This is a genomic window from Pseudomonadota bacterium, from assembly GCA_011049115.1.
Classification (GTDB): Bacteria; Desulfobacterota; Anaeroferrophillalia; order Anaeroferrophillales; family Tharpellaceae; genus DSCM01.
The window spans coordinates 1-18,761 of sequence record DSCM01000015.1 but is presented as its reverse complement, the minus strand read 5'-3'; the positions used below and the strand labels follow the sequence as shown (position 1 = coordinate 18,761).

Annotated in this window: 17 protein-coding genes; 5 read left to right on the top strand and 12 right to left on the bottom strand. The window is 56.8% G+C overall.

What is annotated here, in order from left to right:
• Positions 1-133: 133 nt before the first annotated feature.
• The 7 genes from ENN66_01395 to glgB all read right to left on the bottom strand — a co-directional run bounded on the left by ENN66_01395 (position 134) and on the right by glgB (position 8,779).
• Positions 134-1,456 (bottom strand): TRAP transporter large permease subunit, encoded by a 1,323-nt coding sequence (locus ENN66_01395; protein ID HDS15281.1) that lies wholly within the window; start codon positions 1,454-1,456, stop codon positions 134-136.
• An 8-nt stretch (positions 1,457-1,464) separates the two neighbouring features.
• A complete protein-coding gene (locus ENN66_01390; GenBank protein HDS15280.1) occupies positions 1,465-1,989 on the bottom strand; it encodes a TRAP transporter small permease subunit in 525 nt (174 codons plus the stop codon).
• Positions 1,986-2,885, bottom strand: coding sequence for a pyruvate synthase subunit beta (locus tag ENN66_01385; GenBank protein HDS15279.1), 900 nt, complete (start codon positions 2,883-2,885; stop codon positions 1,986-1,988). The genes ENN66_01390 and ENN66_01385 overlap by 4 nt, the downstream gene beginning before the upstream one ends.
• A 196-nt stretch (positions 2,886-3,081) precedes the next feature.
• Positions 3,082-4,287 carry a pyruvate ferredoxin oxidoreductase gene (gene porA, locus ENN66_01380; GenBank protein HDS15278.1) on the bottom strand — a complete coding sequence of 402 codons (1,206 nt, stop codon included), beginning with the start codon at positions 4,285-4,287 and terminating at the stop codon, positions 3,082-3,084.
• Positions 4,236-5,846: an FAD-dependent oxidoreductase gene (locus ENN66_01375; GenBank protein ID HDS15277.1), complete on the bottom strand. Its 1,611-nt coding sequence runs from the start codon at positions 5,844-5,846 to the stop codon at positions 4,236-4,238. Before ENN66_01375 ends, porA begins: the two co-directional genes overlap by 52 nt.
• A gap of 15 nt (positions 5,847-5,861) precedes the next feature.
• Positions 5,862-6,428 carry a pyruvate ferredoxin oxidoreductase gene (locus ENN66_01370; GenBank protein HDS15276.1) on the bottom strand — a complete coding sequence of 189 codons (567 nt, stop codon included), beginning with the start codon at positions 6,426-6,428 and terminating at the stop codon, positions 5,862-5,864.
• A 128-nt stretch (positions 6,429-6,556) separates the two neighbouring features.
• The gene (glgB, locus tag ENN66_01365) at positions 6,557-8,779 is read right to left on the bottom strand and encodes a 1,4-alpha-glucan branching protein GlgB (GenBank protein HDS15275.1); all 2,223 of its coding nucleotides are present in this window, start codon (positions 8,777-8,779) and stop codon (positions 6,557-6,559) included.
• A 285-nt stretch (positions 8,780-9,064) separates the two neighbouring features.
• Between glgB and ENN66_01360 the strand changes: the two genes are divergently transcribed.
• Together ENN66_01360 and ENN66_01355 are read left to right on the top strand one after the other, a co-directional pair.
• Positions 9,065-9,757, top strand: a complete 693-nt coding sequence (locus tag ENN66_01360) for a hypothetical protein (protein HDS15274.1) — start codon at positions 9,065-9,067, stop codon at positions 9,755-9,757.
• Between the two features lie 7 nt (positions 9,758-9,764).
• A complete protein-coding gene (locus ENN66_01355) occupies positions 9,765-10,454 on the top strand; it encodes a DUF374 domain-containing protein (GenBank protein HDS15273.1) in 690 nt (229 codons plus the stop codon).
• 35 nt (positions 10,455-10,489) lie between these two features.
• Here ENN66_01355 and ENN66_01350 read toward each other — a convergent pair whose 3' ends face one another.
• The 5 genes from ENN66_01350 to ENN66_01330 all read right to left on the bottom strand — a co-directional run bounded on the left by ENN66_01350 (position 10,490) and on the right by ENN66_01330 (position 15,491).
• Positions 10,490-11,266 (bottom strand): enoyl-CoA hydratase, encoded by a 777-nt coding sequence (locus ENN66_01350; GenBank protein ID HDS15272.1) that lies wholly within the window; start codon positions 11,264-11,266, stop codon positions 10,490-10,492.
• Between the two features lie 63 nt (positions 11,267-11,329).
• Positions 11,330-11,767, bottom strand: coding sequence for a CoA-binding protein (locus ENN66_01345; protein HDS15271.1), 438 nt, complete (start codon positions 11,765-11,767; stop codon positions 11,330-11,332).
• A gap of 41 nt (positions 11,768-11,808) precedes the next feature.
• Complete coding sequence (locus ENN66_01340) at positions 11,809-13,533, bottom strand: TRAP transporter fused permease subunit (GenBank protein ID HDS15270.1); 1,725 nt, start codon at positions 13,531-13,533, stop codon at positions 11,809-11,811.
• A 142-nt stretch (positions 13,534-13,675) separates the two neighbouring features.
• Positions 13,676-14,641 (bottom strand): TAXI family TRAP transporter solute-binding subunit, encoded by a 966-nt coding sequence (locus tag ENN66_01335; GenBank protein HDS15269.1) that lies wholly within the window; start codon positions 14,639-14,641, stop codon positions 13,676-13,678.
• Positions 14,642-14,933: 292 nt separating this feature from the next.
• On the bottom strand, positions 14,934-15,491 hold the full coding sequence (locus tag ENN66_01330) for a hypothetical protein (GenBank protein ID HDS15268.1): 558 nt from the start codon (positions 15,489-15,491) through the stop codon (positions 14,934-14,936).
• A 540-nt stretch (positions 15,492-16,031) separates the two neighbouring features.
• Here ENN66_01330 and ENN66_01325 point away from each other — a divergent pair.
• From ENN66_01325 to feoB, 3 genes are all read left to right on the top strand, one after another.
• Positions 16,032-16,355 (top strand): ferrous iron transport protein A, encoded by a 324-nt coding sequence (locus ENN66_01325; GenBank protein ID HDS15267.1) that lies wholly within the window; start codon positions 16,032-16,034, stop codon positions 16,353-16,355.
• A 159-nt stretch (positions 16,356-16,514) separates the two neighbouring features.
• Positions 16,515-16,757, top strand: a complete 243-nt coding sequence (locus ENN66_01320; protein HDS15266.1) for a ferrous iron transport protein A — start codon at positions 16,515-16,517, stop codon at positions 16,755-16,757.
• A gap of 54 nt (positions 16,758-16,811) precedes the next feature.
• A partial coding sequence (gene feoB / locus ENN66_01315) for a ferrous iron transport protein B (protein HDS15265.1) occupies positions 16,812-18,761 on the top strand: 1,950 nt, incomplete at its 3' end.

Sequence of the window (18,761 nt, the reverse complement as noted above, 5' to 3'; positions counted from 1 at the left end):
GCATCCTTTCACCTTTTCTGTATATGGTTTTAAAAACCATATACAGAAAAGGTCGCTGTGGGTGGTCAATTTTCCGTAATCACTAGCTCTTTAACTGATCAATTTTAGAGTATCACAACCAAATCAGGTTACATCAATTTCCGAACAGGTATTGGGGTAGCCAGGTAACCGTTTCCGGAACCAGGCAGAGGATGATCATGGCCAGAATCTGAATGAAGACAAAGGGAATAATGCCTTTGTAGATATCGGTGGTTTCAACTTCGGGCGGAGCGACCCCTTTGAGGTAAAAGAGTGAAAAACCGAAGGGGGGCGTCAGAAACGAGGTCTGCAGGTTGACGGCGATCAGGATTCCCAGCCAGAGCGGGTCGACCCCCATGGCGACCATGATCGGGGTCAGCACCGGTACGAAGATGAAAATGATTTCGATGAAGTCCAGGAAGAAACCGGCAATGAAGATGATACCCATGATAACGCTCAAGGTTCCGACTCGACCGAAAGGCAGACTGTCGATCAGATCCCGGACCTGAGCGTCGCCTCCCAGTCCGCGAAAGACCAGACCCAGGGTGGTGGCACCGACCAGAATAATAAACACCATACAGGTCAGTTTAGTCGTGCTGGTCATGACCGCCAGCAGGGTCTCTTTGGTCAGTTTACCTTTTATGAAGGTCAGAACACTGGCGCCGACCGCACCCAGAGCGGCGGCTTCGGTGGGTGAAGCGATTCCCGCGAAGATGGTTCCGAGTACCGCGCAGATCAGAAAAAGGGGTGGCAGCAGCGAGGTCAGCACCATTTTTCTCATCTGGTTTTTGCTGATCTCATCCAGCTCTTCCTGAGGGATCGGCGGGGCCCAGTGAGGTTTGAGAACGGCCATGATGGCGATATAGGTGATATAAAGAAGGACGAGAAGCATTCCGGGAATCACCGCGCCGACAAAGAGATCGCCGATGGGTACGCTCATGATGTCGCCGAGCAGGACCAGCACGATGCTTGGCGGAATGATCTGCCCCAGGGTGCCGGAAGCGGCCACGGTACCAGTGGCCAGGGTCTTGGAATAGTTGCGTTTGAGCATGGTCGGCAATGATAAAAGCCCCATGGTCACGACCGTGGCGCCGACGATTCCGGTTGAGGCTCCCAGCAGGGCGCCGACAATCACCACCGAAATGGCTAGCCCCCCCCGAATTCGGGCAAAGACCAGCCCCATGGTTTCCAGCAGCTCTTCCGCCAGGCCGGAGCGTTCCAGCATGACCCCCATGTAAATGAAAAGCGGCACCGCGAGCAGCACGAAATTGGTCATCGTGCCCCAGATGCGCAAGGGCAGTAAACCGAAAAAACCCGGACCAAAACCAATCAGGCCGTAAAACAGCGCTACTCCGCCGATTGTGAAGGCGACCGGATAACCGAGAAGCAGAAGAAAGAAAACCGAGCCGAACATGATCAGGGCCAGGTTGTTCTGCAGGAAGTCGATCATTGGGCGACCTCCTGCTCCCGACCAAGAATCACCAGTAGGTTCTTGATGGCCTGTGATATTCCCTGGATGATCAGTAACACGAAACCGGCGGGAATCATGGCTTTCAGAATATAGCGGGCCGGTAGTCCGCCGGGGTCGGGGGACACCTCCCGGGCGGCCCATGAATTGGCGATGAATCCTTGCGTGGAATAGATCACGATGATGGCGAAAGGCAGGAGAAAAATGAAGGTGCCGATCAGATCGATCCAGGCTTTTTGCTTTCTTCCCAGCCTGGTGTAGATGATATCGACCCGGACATGGGCGTCTTTTTTCAGGGTGTAGGCCGCGCCGATCAGAAAGATGACGGCGAACAGGTGCCACTCCAGCTCCTGCATGGCGATACTACCTTTTTTAAAGCCGTAGCGCATGATCACGTCATAGACCACGACGAGAACCAGAACCGTGGTCAGCCAGGCAACCCCTAGGCCGATGCGCTCGTTGAGCTTGTCGATAAGTTTGGAAAGCTTCAGTAAAATGTTCAAATTATCTCCTTTGCCTCGATTTCTTTCTGCCAGGCCGCGATCTCCTCGGCCGGCATTTTATTAAAACGTCCCTGAACTTTAAGGTAATCCTTGACCGGAATCGGTTGCTCAGGTTTCACGGTCCGGCGCAGGCCGCCGCCGGCCTCCATCTCAAGCAGGGGAAAAACCCCGCTGTCAACCGCCATGCGGGTGACTTTCAGTGCGTCCTGAGAGTCGATTTTCCAGCCTGAAGGACAGGCCGCCAGCAGGTGCAGAAAACGAAAGCCGCGGGCTTGCCGGGCTTTTTCGAATTTGGCGTAAAAATCCTCGGGATAGGCAATGGTCGCGCTGGCCAGATAAGCAGGTTGATGGGCCCTGATAATGGCCAGAATATCCTTTTTCCCGAAGGCGAACTTTTTGCCGCCCGGAGTGGTGGTTGTCCAGGCGCCGTGCGGAGTGGCCGAGGACCGCTGAATTCCGGTGTTCATGTAGGCTTCGTTGTCGTAGCAGACATAAATCATGTCCTCCTGTCGTTCAGCCGCTCCGGAAATGCCTTGCAGGCCGATATCGAAAGTCCCGCCGTCGCCGGCCCACACCATCACTTCGACATCATTTTTCCGTTGGGCGAGCAGGGCGCGGCGCACCCCGCTGGCCGCCGCTGCGGCCACGGCGAACGGGGTGTGTAACAGGGGAACGGACAGGGCCGTGGTCGGCTGTCCCCCGGCGATAATCGCCCAGCAACAGGCCGGCATGACGACGATGGTTTGCGCCCCCAGAACCTTCAGCGCGTGGCGCATGCTCAGGGAGGCTCCGCAGCCGGGGCAGGCCATGTGTCCACTGGCCATGAATTCAGCGGAGCTGATGTGCCAGTCGCTATTTCGGCTGAAGAGATTATCGCAAGGGGCAAGTTTCGGCATGTTTATTCTACCTGCATAAAAATAAGTAACTATTCACTCTCGAAATTGCAAAGGGGCTGAATAATTACAAAATTAATTCAATCCGACCGTAGTGAAGACGACGAAAAATTCCGCCGGGACAATTTCAACCATGGTAAAGGTTGTTTGTGGGACTTCACGATTGCCCCGGTGAGATTTTTCACCGGCCTGCTTCTTGTCAAGCGAGCCAGTTACATTCGCTGGATGAAAGCTGCGCTCGATTTCTGACGATGTTCATGATGGTTTCCGGAAAAACCTCCTTGCCGCCCAGGCTGATCATGACATCCTTGATCAGGGGACGCTTCTCAAGGTCGTAGAGCGCCGCTCTGATCTCCTGACTCAAGGTGCCGCCCACGCCATAGGAACAGGCTCGATTGAGAACAATGATTTCCTTTTTGCCGGCCAGTTTCAGCTTTAGTTCCGCCTGGGGGAAAGGCCGGACCAGGCGGATTTTATAAAGAGCCGCCGCCTCTCCGTTTTCCTTTAGACGAGCGACCGCGACCCGGGCCGTTCCGGTCATGGCGCCGCAGCAGATAATGACGCAGTCACTGGCGTCGTCGCCTTCAGGACAACCCATCACCGGAGTGTAAAGGCGTCCAAATTGTCGGGCGAAATCGGTCTCGCATTGTCGCAGGACGGCAAAGGCTTCCTGCATGGTTGCTGCCTGGGTTTGCTTGAGTTCATAAAACAGATCCGGATGTGCCGCGGCTCCGAAGGTCAGAGGCTTTTCCCAGTCAAGGCGGTAGGGCGGCTGGTAGGCGGGCAGATAGCGGTCGACTTCTTCCTCCTCCGGCAACCGCAAACGTTCCATCGTATGCGAAAGAATGAAGCCGTCAATCATGACCATGACCGGCAGCATCAGCTGTTCGCCGGCCTTGTAGGCGATGACGATGCTGTCCAGGGCTTCCTGAGAGGTCTCGCAGTAGATCTGCAGCCAGCCGGTGTCGCGCTGGGAAAAACTGTCGCTTTGATCGCTCCAGATATTCCAGGGAGCGCCCAGGGCCCGGTTGGCGTTGACCAGCACCAGGGGCAGCCGGGCTCCGGCGTACCAGTGCAGAATCTCGTGCATCATGGCGAGTCCCTGAGAGCTGCTGGCGGTAAAGGAACGGCTTCCGGCAGAAACCGAGCCGAGCACCGCCGCGATGGCCGACATCTCCGATTCGACCTTGATGAACTCGCTGTGCAAATCTCCGCGGTCAACCATTTCGGAAAGGGTTTCGATGATATGGGTCTGGGGGGTGATCGGATAGGCCGAAATCACTTCGGGACGGCAGAGGCGCACCCCGTGGGCGACGGCGTCACTGCCTAAAAGAATGGCTTCCTGCTGCATGCTCAGTGATCCTCCTCCATCTCGATAACCCCGCGTGGGCAGACCGTGGCGCATTGACCGCAGCCTTTGCAGTGATCTTCGTCAAAGAGTACCCGTAAGTTAGGGTCTGGGGCTTCGCGGTCGAAGGCGATGGCGACATCCGGACAGAAAAACCAGCAGATGCCGCAGGCGGTGCAGATGCCGCAATGAAAACAGCGCCGGTTTTCCGCCGCGGCCTGCTCGGCCGTCAGGGTTTGGCTGATTTCGCAGAAATTATCAAGTCTGCGCCGGGGAGCAAGTTCCTGGGGCGAAATGGCGGGTGCATGGCTGAAGTAGTCAAGATGAAGCTGCTCGCGGCTGGTGACGACAGCCGTTTCGCCTGGTTGATTCTCGTCGTCGAATGACCGGCCCAGTCTTCGCAATACGGTTTCCGCCGCCCGCCGCCCGGAAGCCAGCGCCTTCGCGACGGAAGCCGCTCCGTGGGCGAAATCACCGGCGCTGATTACCGGGTGCGTTCCGCTGATTTCAAGATCACTGCCCTGGCCGATGGCGGCGATCAGGCCGTCAACCTCGATGTCCCTCAGCCAGGGGCCGCAGTTTATCCGATTTTTGTCAGGTCGCGCCTGATGCAGACTGAGGCGAAGTTTTGTCGCAGTCGGGTCGATCTTGCCGACCAGGGTCTCGTCGTGAATCACCACGCCTTCTTCTTTAGCCTGGCGTTGCTCCTCGGCGTAAGCCGGCATTTCGGCCAGTTTGCGCCGATAAATGATTTCGGCCTTTTTCCCGAGCCGGAGCAAACAGCGGGCCGTGTCCAGAGCGGCATTGCCGCCGCCGATAATAATAAAATCATCGCCGCCGATCGCGGCCCCGGCATTAATGGCGGCCAGCATCTCAAGCGCGCCGGTCAGGCGCGGATCATCGGGCCAGGCCTCGTCTTTGCGGGAAACCTGCAGTCCCGGAGCCCAGATTACCTGGTCGTATTCCCGTTCCAGGCGCTCCCGGTCGGTGGCTCTGATTTCGCGATTGCAGATGATTTCGAGCGGCAGGTCGCGCAAGAGAACGGCAAGCTCGCGCTCAAGTATTTCCCGGGGTAGGCGGTAAGCCGGAATCGCTGAGCGCAACAGGCCGCCGGGAGCCGGGCCTTTCTCGAAAATTGTAACCTTGATCCCTCGCCGGGCGAGGAAAACCGCGGCCCCGAGACCGGCCGGACCGCAGCCGACGACCGCGACTCTTTCCTTTCCCGGCGAGGGAGCGGGGGCATAGTCATGTTCAAGGCCCAGATCACCAAGATAACGCTCAAGGTCGCCGATGCGCACGGCTTCGTCGAAGTCGCCGCGATTGCAGGCCTCCCGGCAAAAATGCGGGCAAACCCGGCCAGTGACGGCCGGCAGCGGATTGTAGTCACGCAGACGCCGCAGGGCCAGGTCGGGCCGGTTTTTCTGTAAATCATCCAGCCAGGCGGCAATCGGAATGTTTAAAGGACAGGCCAGGCGACAGGGTGATTCCTTGGCCGCCAGCCGCGGACGAAAAAATTTCCAGCTGCCGGTAAGGTTTACCGCGGTCGAGGTCGAGGAAATGGGCAGACCGGTAAAGTCCCCGTTTTTTATGGCCGTCACATATTTAAGCTGATTCATGATTAAACAGATCTTCTATATTACGGTTGTGTAGGCCTTGAGCAGGGCCTGACGATTGTCGTCCAGGCGGCTCGGAATAAAATGAGGCAGAGCCTTGATCAGGCTGGCCGGTTCGACCAGGCGGCTGATTCGGGCCAGGGCTCCGAGCACCGGCGCGTTGATCAGGGGCATGATTTGGTTGCCCAGTCCGAATTCAAGGGCGATTTGACTCAGGTTGATGGTGATTATTTGTTCCGTGGCCAGTTTCTGCAACCCAGGGTGGAACTTTTGTGCGGCCTTGGGTTCAAGATCGCTGTTAATGAGGATGATGCCGGTGGTTTTGAGCCCGGCGGTGACCGAAACGGCTTCAATCAGTCGGGCCGCCATCACCACGACAAAATCCGGTTCGGTAACCTGACTGCGAAGGTTGATGAAATGATCATCGGCGCGAACGAAAGCGGCGACCGGGGCGCCCCGGCGCTCGGCGCCGAAGGTGGGAAAGGACTGGGCATGAAGGCCTTCATAGAAGAGCGCCTGGGCCAGAACCCGGGAAGCGATGACCGCGCCTTGGCCGCCGCGGCCATGAAAGCGAATTTCCTGCATGTGATGACGGCTCGATTTGGAATATAATGTATGTTTGTTTCTGCATTCAGAATTTTGGCTGAAACCATTTTTTAGACACAAGCGATGCCAATGTCAAGGGCTTTCAGTTTAAAGAACCAGCGAGCGTTTCAGGTTTCCGCTTTGAGCAGCAAAGCGCCCAAGGGGGGAATTGTGATCGCGGCCGAGGCCGGGCAGCCGTGCCAGGGTTTGTTCGTGGCGAGGATGATGCCGGCATTGCCCTGGTTGCTGCCGCCGTAGATGGCGGCGTCGGAATTGAATAGTTCCCGGTAGGTTCCGGTTCGGGGCAGGCCCAGTTGGTAATGATGATGGACCTGCGGGGTCAGGTTGAGAATGCAGATCAGCGATTCATCGGCGGCATTGCGCCGCTGATAGACCAGCACCGAATTTTTGTGATCATGGCAATTGATCCAGGCAAAGCCCTGATCGCCGTTGTCCCTCTGCCACAGGGTGGATTCCCGACGATAGAACTGAATCAGGTCGCGGCAGAAGATAAAGAATTTACGGCGTTCGGGGTCTTCTGCCAACAGGTGCCAGTCCAGACTGGCATTGAAATTCCATTCGCGTTCCGGAGCCAGCTCGGTACCCATGAACAGCAGTTTCTTGCCGGGATGAGTGAACTGATAGCTTAACAGCAGTCTCAGGTTGGCAAATTTCTGCCAGGGATCGCCCGGCATGCGGGCCAGCAGCGAGCCCTTGCCGTGAACCACTTCGTCATGGGAAAAGGGCAGCAGGAAATGTTCACTGAAGGCGTAGATGATTGAAAAGGTGATCTGGTTATGATGATAGCTGCGATAAATCGGGTCTATGGTGAAAAACTCAAGGGTATCGTTCATCCAGCCCATGTTCCATTTATAGTTGAAACCGAGGCCGCCGAGTTCCGTCGACTGGCTGACGCCCGGCCAGCTGGTCGATTCCTCGGCGATGATCAGGCGGTCGGGATAAAGTTTCTGCAGCTCGCGGTTGAGATCCTTTAGAAAGGCGATGGCCTCAAGATTTTCCCGGCCGCCGTAGATATTGGGCAACCATTCACCTTCCTTACGGCTGTAGTCAAGATAGAGCATGGAAGCCACCGCATCCACGCGCAGACCGTCGATATGATAGTATCCCAGCCAGAAGAAGGCATTGGCCAGAAGAAAATTGGCGACTTCGGGGCGGCCGAAATTAAAGATCAGGGTGCCCCAGTCCGGGTGTTCTCCCTGACGTGGATCGGCGTGTTCGTAGAGGGCGGTGCCGTCAAAGAGGCGCAGGCTGAAATCATCCTTGGGAAAATGAGCCGGCACCCAGTCGAGAATGACGCCGATCTCGTGCTGGTGACAGTAGTCGACAAAGAATTTGAAATCATCGGGGTCGCCGTAACGGCTGGTCGGGGCGTAATAACCGCTGACCTGATAACCCCAGGAACCGTCGAAGGGATACTCGCTGACCGGCAGCAGCTCGATGTGGGTAAAGCCCAGGTCCTTGACATGGGCCACCAGCGGCGGCGCCAGTTCCCGATAGCTGAGCCAGCGCTCTCCTTCTTCCGGACACCTTTTCCAGGAGCCCGGATGAACTTCGTAGATTGCCAGCGGGGCGTCGGGTCTCTGGAGCCGTTCGCGCTGTTTCTCCCATTCCCGATCCTGCCAGAGATACCGTCTTTGATCAAAGATCCGGGCCGCGTTTTGGGGGCGCAGCTCCATGGCAAAGGCCAGCGGATCGGTTTTCAGACGTAAGTCGCCGTTTTTGGTCAGAATTTCAAATTTGTAAAGGCTGCCGGAAGCCAGCTCCGGCAGGAAAATTTCCCAGACTCCGGAAACGCCCAGGGAGCGCAGCGGATGCCGGCGGCCGTCCCAGAAATTGAAGTCACCGACCACGCTGACCCGTTCCGCGTTGGGGGCCCAGAGGGCGAAGGCCACGCCGTCGACCTCCTCATGTTTCAGCGGGTGGGCTCCAAGGTGATCAAACAGACGATGATGGCGGCCTTCGCTGAGCAGGTACAGATCAAGTTCGCCGAGACTGGGGGTGAAACGATAGGGATCAAGGTATTCCCAGCTTGATCCGTCGGCGAAACGGCAGCGGAAATGGTAAGCTTCGGCCTGTTCGGCGGCTACGACCAGGGCAAACAGGCCGGCCGGGTCAAGCCGCTGCATGGGGCGGGGGGCGGTTGTCTGCTGGTCGGCGAGAAAATCGATTTCCGTCGCTTCCGGATGCCAGGCTCGAACAACCCAGGAATTTTGGTCAATCGGGTGGCGTCCCAGAATGGCATGGGGATCGTGATGGCGGCCTTCAACCAGGCGCTTGATTTCCGTGCTGTTTGTATTGTAAAGAAGAGCTCTGCGGTCGCTGAAGGTCATGAGTGATACCGTCAATAAAAAAAAGGTGTGGCTATTCAGCCGACTAGGCTATTCGGGGCCGGCTATTTCCGGCGCGGTTTAATCAGAGCGGGTGGGCTCTCGGTTGAATAGTTACAAGAAGGCTTTGCTTTAGCTAGCGACTGCGAAGGTATCACACTTACCGCAAGACGACAAGTCTTCAGTCGTGATCGAGCGATATTTAAGTCTTGACGGATAGCGCCGAGCCAAGTATGCCTGAAATTGAATTGTTACAAAACCGGTAATTTTATTTTTCAGGAGGTTGGAATGCGAATTTTGCAAAGTAAGCTGGTATTTCCGCTCTGTCTGCTGTTGTTGTCGTTTAGTTTAGCTTTTGCCGATAACGGCAAGGAAATCGCCAAGGTTGAGGTCTGCGCCGATGTTATCCGCCAGTTTGTCAATATTCCCGACCAGGCGGCGCCGCCGCTTTTACTACGCAATGCCCAGGCTATCGCCATTATTCCCGGAATTATCAAGGCCGGTTTCATCGCCGGAGGGCGTTACGGTTGGGGGGTGGTCGTGCAGCGGCGGGAAGACGGCGGCTGGTCCCAGCCGGTTTTTGTAACCTTGGCGGGCGGTAGTTTTGGTTTTCAGGCCGGCGTCCAATCGATTGACGCGATTATGGTTTTCAAGAGTCGGCAGAGCATTGACCGCCTGGCCCGGGGTAAATTTACCTTGGGCGCCGACGCCGCGGCGGCGGCGGGCCCGGTGGGCCGCAGTCTCTCGGCCGGTACCGATATCACCCTTGCCGCTGAAGTCTACACCTATTCACGATCGCGCGGCCTGTTCGCCGGGATTTCGCTGGAAGGTTCGGCCCTGCAGGTGGATTATCAGGCGACCGAAAATTTTTATGGGGTCGGCGGCCTGACCGCCGGCGAGGTTTTTTCCGCTTCGCGGAAACTGCAGGTGCCACCGGTCAGCGATCACCTGCTGCAGATTCTGACTCAGTATACCAATTAGTAGGCGTATGTTTTTTTTGACATTTTTAAAACGCCGTCTGAAAAGCCTGAATCTGCGCAAGCTGCTGCCCCCTCTGGTCGCTGTTCTCGTGCGCGCCTGGGGGCGTTCCTGTCGGCGGCTCCTGGTGATTAACGGGGAGTTTGAAGCCCGGCAGGTCGCCGCTGGGCGCGGCTGTGTCTATGTGACCTGGCACCAGCGGCTGTTCAATATCTATTTTATTCATCGGCCGCGACGGCTCAGTATCATGATCAGTCGCAGCCGTGATGGTGATCTGGTCGCCGAAGTGGCCCGGCGTCTGGGTTATGAAAGCGTGCGCGGCAGTTCCAGCCGGGGCGGTTCGACGGCCATGTTCGAGCTGGTCGAGAAACTGCGTTGCCGACCGGGGCTCTGCGCCGGCATGCTCGGCGACGGTCCCCGCGGTCCGGCCCGCAAACTCAAACCCGGCGCCGTCCGCATCGCCCAGCTGACCGGGCTGCCGCTTCTGCCGATGGCTTGCGGCGCCCGCTGGGCCAGGTTCTTTGCTTCCTGGGATCGTTTTCTGTTACCCCTGCCTTTTTCGCCCCTGGTAGTTATCTTCGGGGACCCGATCTGGGTTCCGGCCTCAACCTCTACGCAGGAATTTGAGGACATCAGACAACAGGTCGAAAACCGTCTCAATGAACTTGCCGAGCAATGTGATGCCTGTTGGCAGAGTTAGGGGCGCTCTCTTTCGGGACTGAGCTTTTGCTCAGGCTAGCGATTCTTCCATTCCGGCGCGCGTTTTTCCAGAAAGGCCTTGATGCCGTGCTGGGCGTCCTCGGCCAGATTGTTCATGACGATCGTGTGTTTGGCATAGTGAAAGGCCTGGCTGTCGCTCATGTCGGCCTGGGCGTAGAGGCCCTGTTTGCCGATGGCCAGGGCGAAACCACTGGCTTCGGCAATCTGGGCGGCCAGTTCCGCCGTGGTCCGGTCGAGTTCTTCAAGAGGCGTTACCCGGTTGACCAGACCCAGGGCCTGAGCTTCGGCGGCGGGAAATTCACGGCCGGTGACCAGCATCTCCATCGCCATCTTGCGCCCGATGGCTCGGGTGATGGCAACCATCGGGGTCGTGCAGAATAGACCGATCTTAACCCCGGGAGTCGAAAAACTGGCGCCTTCCTCGGCCACGATCAGATCGCACCAGGCCGCCAGTTGACAACCGGCGGCCGTGGCGATGCCCTGGACCTGGGCGATGACGATCTGGGGAATCTCGTGGATCATCATCATCATTCTGGTACACTGATCAAAGATCATTTTATATTCCTTGACCCCGGCATCGACCATTTCCGCCAGATAATGCCCGGCACAAAAGTGGCGGCCGGCGGCCTTTAAGATGATGACCTTGAGGCTGTCGTCATCGGCCAGCTCCGTGAGCAGGCTGATGATCTCTTTGGTCATGTTGACCGAAAGGGCGTTGACCTTGCCGGCGTTGTTCAGGGTCAGAGTGCCGACCGCTCCTGTCCGGGTGAATGCTATTTCCTGAAAATCCATGTGCGTTTTCCTTTTTTTAGTCTTGTGTAACTATTGAGCGCCGCTGCTTTTAACCGCAATCTTTTACCGGTCGGAAAATATTTTCTGATGTTCCACCTTGGAACAGAGGTTCTGCACCACCACGCGGCCCGCGGCTGTTGCCCGGGCAGCGGCCGGGTTGTTGACCAGGCCGAGCTGGACCCAGATATATCTGACATCTTCGCGTTCCAGCACCTCATCGACCACCCGGTCGATGAATTCGGCTTTGCGAAAGATGTCGACCATGTCGATGCGGTCGGGAATCTCGGCCAGGCTGCGATAAACCTTTTCTCCCAGAATCTCGTTTTCCTTCGGGTAGACCGGAATGATGCGGTAGCCGGCCTGCTGCAGATAGCGTGCGACCATGTTGCTGTCCTTGGTCGGGTCCGGCGAGAGACCGATGACGGCAATGGTCCTGGTTTCGGTCAGGGCCCGGCGGATGTCTTCCGCTCCGGCCGAAAGGGTGGGCTCGAGATTAAACATAGGCTTGCTCCGCGTTCGTCTTTATGGTTGCCGGCACTTTCTTAAGCGCGCCGAAAAAGTCTTTTGAGGTTCGGAAACCAGATTCCGCTGAGCAGCCAGGAATAGGCCCAGGTGGCGAAGAAAATCAGGATAAAGGCCTTGATGATGTCCATGCTGCTGCCGTTTAGGGAAAACCCCGGAACATAGCCGAACAGAATCGGGGCAAGATAGAGGAATTTGGCGAATTTGAATGAGGTGAAGGCGGTTTTCCACATGTTCGCTTTGGCGATCGTGGCCCCCGCGAAGGCGGCGATGCAGACCGGCGGAGTGATATTGGAATCCTGGGAGAGCCAGTAGACAATCATGTGGGCCGCGATCTGATTGACCCCTAGATGGGTCAGGGCCGGGACCGCAACCACGGCCGTGACCAGGTAGGCGGCGGTTACCGGTACCCCCATGCCCAGAATCAGGGAGGCCAGGGCGATCAGTACTATGGTCAGCAGCAGAGAGCCCCCGGCCATTTCGATCATGATGTCGGCGAAGGTCAGAATCAGGCCGGAAAAGGTCAGTACTCCGATGATGATGCCGATGATGCCGACCGTAGCTCCGATCTTGAGACTGCTTTCCGTGCCTTCGCGGGCCGCTTCCAGGAAGCGTCTGGGGGTGATGCGGGTTTCTTTTCTGAAATAGCTGATGGCGATGCAGGAGAACAGGCCCAGAATGGCCGAGTAACCGGGAGAATAGCCGGTCAGCATGAAAACCGTGATCACCGCCAGGGGCAGCATGTAAAACCATTCCTTTTTTAAGATCTCCATGGCCGAAAATTCTGATTTTTCACCCACAATATTATGTTTTTTGGCCTCGTAGTGGACCATGCAGAAGACCGAGAAAAAATACATCAGAGCCGGAAAGGTGGCGACCAGCATGATTCTGGAATAGGGTTCACCGGTCAGTTCCGCCATGATAAAGCCGCCGGCCCCCATAACCGGCGGCATGAACATACCGCCGATCGAAGACGCCGGTTCGATGGCCCCGGCAACATGGGGCCTGAAACCGGCTTTTTTCATCATCGGAATCGTGAACGTACCGGTCGAGACCGTGTTGGCGATGGCGGAGCCGGAAATCGAGCCGAAGAGCGCGGAAGCGATGACCGAGACCTTGGCCGGTCCGCCGACCTTATGGCCCACGGCGGCGAGCGGCCAGTCGATAAAGAATTTCTGGGACCCGCATTTCTCCAGATAGGCTCCGAAAAGCACGAATAAAATCACGTAGGTGGCCAGAACGTTGGCCATGATGCCGAAGATGCCGTCGCTTTTGTAGAAAATATTGATGCAGAGCTCGGTAAACGGCGCGCCGGAATGGGAAAACAGATCCGGGGCCAGATAACCGTAAACCCCGTAAACGAGCATCAGTACGCCGAGTACGACAAAGATATTGCCGACCACCCGCCGGGCCAATTCAATGCCGAGCAGCACGCCGGTCACGGCAAAAACCATATCGGTTTGGGTTTCGGCCCCGATGCGATAATTGATGACTTCGAAATTGTACATCCAGTAGCCGATAGCGGCGATGGAAAGCACGATCAGCAGGTAGTCCACCACCCGCATCAGGCGGGATTTCGATTTGTAGAGCAAAAAGATCAGGACATAAGTGATGATCACGTAAATGCCCCGGTGGTACTGGGTCGCCATGGGCTGAATGACGGCTGCGTAGGAGTAGAAAAACACCAGTATCAGCGAGGCGGCGTCAAATAAAAGCTGTTCGAAGCGGTTCAGCTGTTGGTACACGGTTGGTTTTCCTTTTCTTTGGCTGACTGATGACGGCGCGTCAGTTCGGGATGACGGGGTTGGTTCCCGTTCGCGGCGGAAAAGTCCGCGCCCGCGACCCTAAATAACCTGCAGTGGTTTGTCAGGGTCGCGGGTGGCCGGTCTATTTAAGCACGAACTTTTCCCGCCAGAATCTTTCCGCTCCCGGATGGAACGGGGTGGCGATGCCGCTGGGGCCGGTGGCGATCGACATGCCTTTGAAGGTTTTTTTCTGGTCGGCCATGTGCGCCAGGCCTTCGTTCGAATAAATCTTACTCAGAATGTCGTAGATAATGTCGGCCGAGACCTTGGCGTTGGCGATCCAGATGGCGGAATCCTGAAAAGTGGCGACCTCGTGATCGACGCCCTTGTAGGTAGCGGCGGGAATCGTGATCTTGGCGAAGAAGGGGTATTTCTGGTAAAAACCGCTACTTTCGGCGTCGGAGTCAAGGTTGACCAGGTCAATGTCGTTGGTCTGGGCCGCCATCATGACGGCGCCGCTGGGGTAACCGACAAACAGCCAGAAGGCGTCGAGCTGATTGTTGCCGAAGTAGTTGGCGGCGTCATCATAGCCCACGGCGTTTCTCTCGATCTGGTCCCAGATGCCGAGATGGGAAAAATAGAGTTCGCAGTTGGCAAAGGCTCCGGAACCCGCCGGACCGACGCCCACCTTTTTGCCGACCAGATCCCGGGCGCTTTTGATCCCGGCGTCCCGGCGCACGACGAGCTGGGCCGGAGCTCCGTAAAGCCAGGCCAGGGCCATGACGTTCTCATAGATTCTCGTATCGTTTTTCAGTTTGCCGTGCCGGGCGTTCCAGACGCTGCCGGAATAAGCGACCGCCATGTGCACCTTGCCGGCGTCGGTTTTTCTGATGTTTTCGATATCACCGGCCGAGGACTGCGCCTGGACCCGGTAGCCGGGCGCGTTCTTGATCGGGTCGAAAACCTGAACCGCGTTGGCCACCACCTGAAAGACCCCGCCCGCCGGTCCGCCTCCGAAAACGATTCTTTCCTTGGCGGCCGCCGGCCGGCCAAAGGCCAGGGCGAGAACGACAATCATGCCCATTCGCAATAGCTGTCTTTTTTTCATACCTTTCTCCTGTTTTTCGGCTTGAAGGTTGATATTTCTTCAGACTGCCCGGCCTGGAGGACTCGAGCAGCCGGTCGAATAATTACCATTAACAGCGCTTTTATGCAACCCTTTTTAAAACCGTGTTTTTAGTCAACTGTATACCGCTGGACCGGTTTCGCCGGCGGCGGGTTTCTGTTTCTAAGGGCTTTCCTCGGACGCGTCGGACGAAAAAAACCCGCCGGGTTTCCGGCGGGGTTTTTACTCAAGTCTGCGACAGGCGCAAGGATCCATGGATCAGGTCACGTTTTTTTTAACTCCGTCTGGTCCGTCGCCGACCGATGACCAGCGCGCCGATGCCGGAACCCAGCAGCCAGAGCGCTCCGGGAATGGGAACGGCATTGTAAAGGGAAACATGGGAGACGCCGGCAGATCCGGATATTACCGAGAAATCTCCACTGCGCATGTCTCCACTTTCCCAGGCGTAAAGCTCAACATAACCGTTCGGGCTGGTACAACTTCCGCCCTTGACGATGAAGTACATGATGTCGGCGTCGGTCGTCCAAGATCCGCTTAAGCCAGTAGTCGTAAGATTTGATCCGGTTCCCTCTGTGGGGCTCCATGGGTCGTTGTCCTCATCACGCTCAAATTTTTCATACTCGCCGGCGTAAACACCATTGATATACAGCTGCTGATTGGCGGTATAATAAAATTCCGTCCCGTTGTATGAGAGTGGCGAACTTTCGCTGAAACCGCAAAGATCTCCCACGAAACTATAGGTTCCCGCCAGCGCCGGGACGGCGCCGAGCAGCAGGACCAGACTCAACAGCAACGCCGCCAGCCCATGTTTTCCGTACACATTCCTTTTCATGACAACCTCCCTTGCGCATAAGTATTGATGATCGGTTATGATCTGAAATTTATTCTCTCTGCCTGGCTTTCAGTATACTTGATTCGACAAAGAAAACCATCAGACAAAAGTATGATTTTTTTGTCATCCGTCTTTTTTTTATTTCGCGTCCGGCTTTCTGCCTGAAACGAACCTCAGGAAAACCTGGGGTCATGACCTGATTTTCGGAGGAAATCGGGATCGTCCGCCCGGGTTTTTGCAGAGACGTAAACAAAAAGCGGCTTTTCGTGAAGCAGGGTAGTGCTTTTTCGCAAATAACTATATGCGATTTGTTTTGTTTAATATCTTTGCCGATGGTTTTTGTCAAGAAAAATAATGTTTAACTGTTTGTCCAGCCGGATTTTCCGGACTGGTTGAGTAGCTACAGAATTCTTCTTTTTTAAACGCATTTGGGCGCGGGGCTAAAATTTTCTTGACTTGCGGCCCGCGAGTTTGCTAAGACTAACCTCAATAGTCAGGTATAACTTGACTTTTTCTTTTGTTGCATCGTCGAGGTCGATAATGCCCAGGGTCTGGTTCAGAAACAGTCGCTGCTGCCGGGGGAAGGACGAGCCGGCGGAAAAGGCCGGCGTTTGTCGGCGGCTGCGTTTTTGCGAGGGCGAGGTGCCGTTGACCCAGGCCGGTTGCGGCCGGCGTTTCCGGGTCTGCCGGATCGGCGGCGATCGCCGGGTCTGCGCCCGCATGGCGGCACTGGGTATCTTTCCGGGGCAGGAGGTCGAGCTGGTCTGCGCCGCGGATCGCTCCCGTTGCCTGGTCAAGCTCAACGGCGCGACCGTCAGCCTGGGGGACGGCGCGGCGGAAAATATCGTGGTCAGCCCCGGCTGAGACCCTGAATTTCAGACGTTTGCAACCGTTCCTGCCGGGATTTTGTTGAAATCGCGGCAGGGATTTTTTTCGGCCGCAGTTAGGGCCGATTAACTAATTTAGTTTCTTGGCGCCAAGGTTGCACCGTAAACCTTGGCGCCAAGGTTTGCGGGAGACTTTATGGGAGCCAGAATATCGCTGCGACACATGGCCAGGAATCAGTCGGGAATCATTGTCGCCGTTAAGGTCGCCGGTGAGCTCGGGCGGCGGATTCGTGATATCGGGTTGGTTCCCGGCACCGAGATCACGATTCTCGGCCGGGCGCCCTTGTATGATCCGGTGGCCTTGCGGGTGCGCGGCAATACCCTGACCCTGCGCAATAACGAAGCCGATTATATCGAGGTTGAAATTGAAGATGCCTGAAGCGCGGGAAAACTCCGGTCTGCCTGCGGCTTCAAGGTTAAAGAAAATCCGACCATGAACACTTATACTCTGGCCCTGGCCGGTAACCCCAATGCCGGAAAAACCACCCTTTTCAACGCCCTGACCGGAGCCCGGCAGCATGTCGGCAACTATCCCGGGGTCACGGTCGAAAAAAAAGAGGGTGAATATCGCGGGCTTTTTTCGGCCCGGATCATCGATCTGCCGGGTACTTATTCACTGACCGCCTATTCCGAGGAGGAGGTGGTCGCCCGTGATTTTATCGCCCGGGAAAAACCGGCGCTGGTCATCAATATCATCGATGCCGCCAATCTGGAGCGCAATCTTTATCTTACCTGCCAGCTGCTGGAACTGAAAGTGCCGTTGTTGGTCGCGCTGAACATGATGGATGTCGCCCGCGAGCGCGGCATGGAAATCGAGGTGGAAAAACTTGCGGCTTTTCTCGGAGTGCCGGTGGTGCCGATTGTCGCCCGCAGCGGCCGGGGGCTCGATCAAATGATGGAGGTCGCGCTGGCTCTGGCCGAAGGCCGCATCGTGCCGCCCGATCCGGCCCGCATTCGCATCTCCTATGGGGATGACATCGATCAGGTCCTGTTGCGCATGAGCGCCATGATTCGGGAACATGGCTTGTTCAAGGGCATTTATCCGGCCCGTTGGGTGGCGGTTAAGCTGGTGGAAAACGACGAGATCCTAATGCGTGAGGTCGAGCGGGAAAACCCTGAACTCAGCGCTCGGCTGCGGAGCGAAACGGAACGGCTGGTCGATCATCTGCTTAAAACCTTTGACACCTATCCGGAAGCGGTGATTGCCGACCATCGTTACGGTTTTATCAAGGGCATTCTCAAACGCGGCATCGTCACCCATCGTTACGACAAAAACCGGCTCTACGCCTCCGATCGGATCGACAAGGTCCTGACCCATCGTCTGGCCGGGCCCCTGATCATGCTTTTGATCCTTTTCGGCGTCTACCAGGTTACCTTTTCCCTCAGCTCCCGGCCGGTGGCCTGGGTCGAGGCCCTGTTCGGCGCCCTGGGCGGGATGGTGGACCAGGCTCTTGCCGATGGCCCCCTTAAATCATTGCTGATTTCCGGAGTTCTTGACGGGGTCGGCGGGGTTTTGGGGTTTGTGCCGTTGATCATGCTGATGTTTTTCTGTATCGCGATTCTGGAGGATTCCGGCTATCTGGCGCGGGTGGCCTTCATGATGGATCGGGTCTTTCGGGTCTTTGGTCTGCACGGCAGTTCGGTGATGGCTTATATCGTTTCCGGCGGAATCGCCGGCGGTTGCGCCGTGCCCGGAGTCATGGCGACGCGCACCCTGCGTTCGCCGAAAGAACGTCTGGCGACCATGCTGACCGTGCCTTTCATGAACTGCGGCGCCAAGATACCGATCCTGGCTCTGCTGATCGGCGCCTTTTTTTCCGAACACCATGCCCTTTACATGTTTGGGTTTACCTTGTTGAGCTGGGTGGTGGCTCTGGTCGCCGCCAAGCTTCTGCGCCTGACCGTGCTGCGCGGAGTCCCGACCCCTTTTGTCATGGAATTGCCGCCCTATCGTTTTCCGACCGGCGAGGGACTTCTGATTCATACCTGGGAGCGGACCTGGCAGTATATCAAAAAGGCCGGAACCGTGATTCTGGCGATTTCAATTCTGCTCTGGACCCTGATGAGCTATCCCGGTCTGAGCCCGCGGGAAGAGGCCCGCTTCGCGCAGAAGCGAGCGGCGCTCGCCGCCGCCTATCCGACCGGCGGCGAGACGGTGCAAACCTTGCTGGATAACCTTGAAAATGAACGGGGCAGCGCGGCTCTGCGCCATTCCCTGGCCGGGCGTCTCGGTGTGGCTCTGGAAAAGGTGACCTGGCTCTGCGGTTTTGAATGGCGCACCAATATCGCTTTGATCGGCGGTTTCGCCGCCAAGGAGGTGGTCGTTTCAACCCTGGGGACGGCTTACTCGATGGGGGAAACCGATCCGGAGGCCTCCGGATCG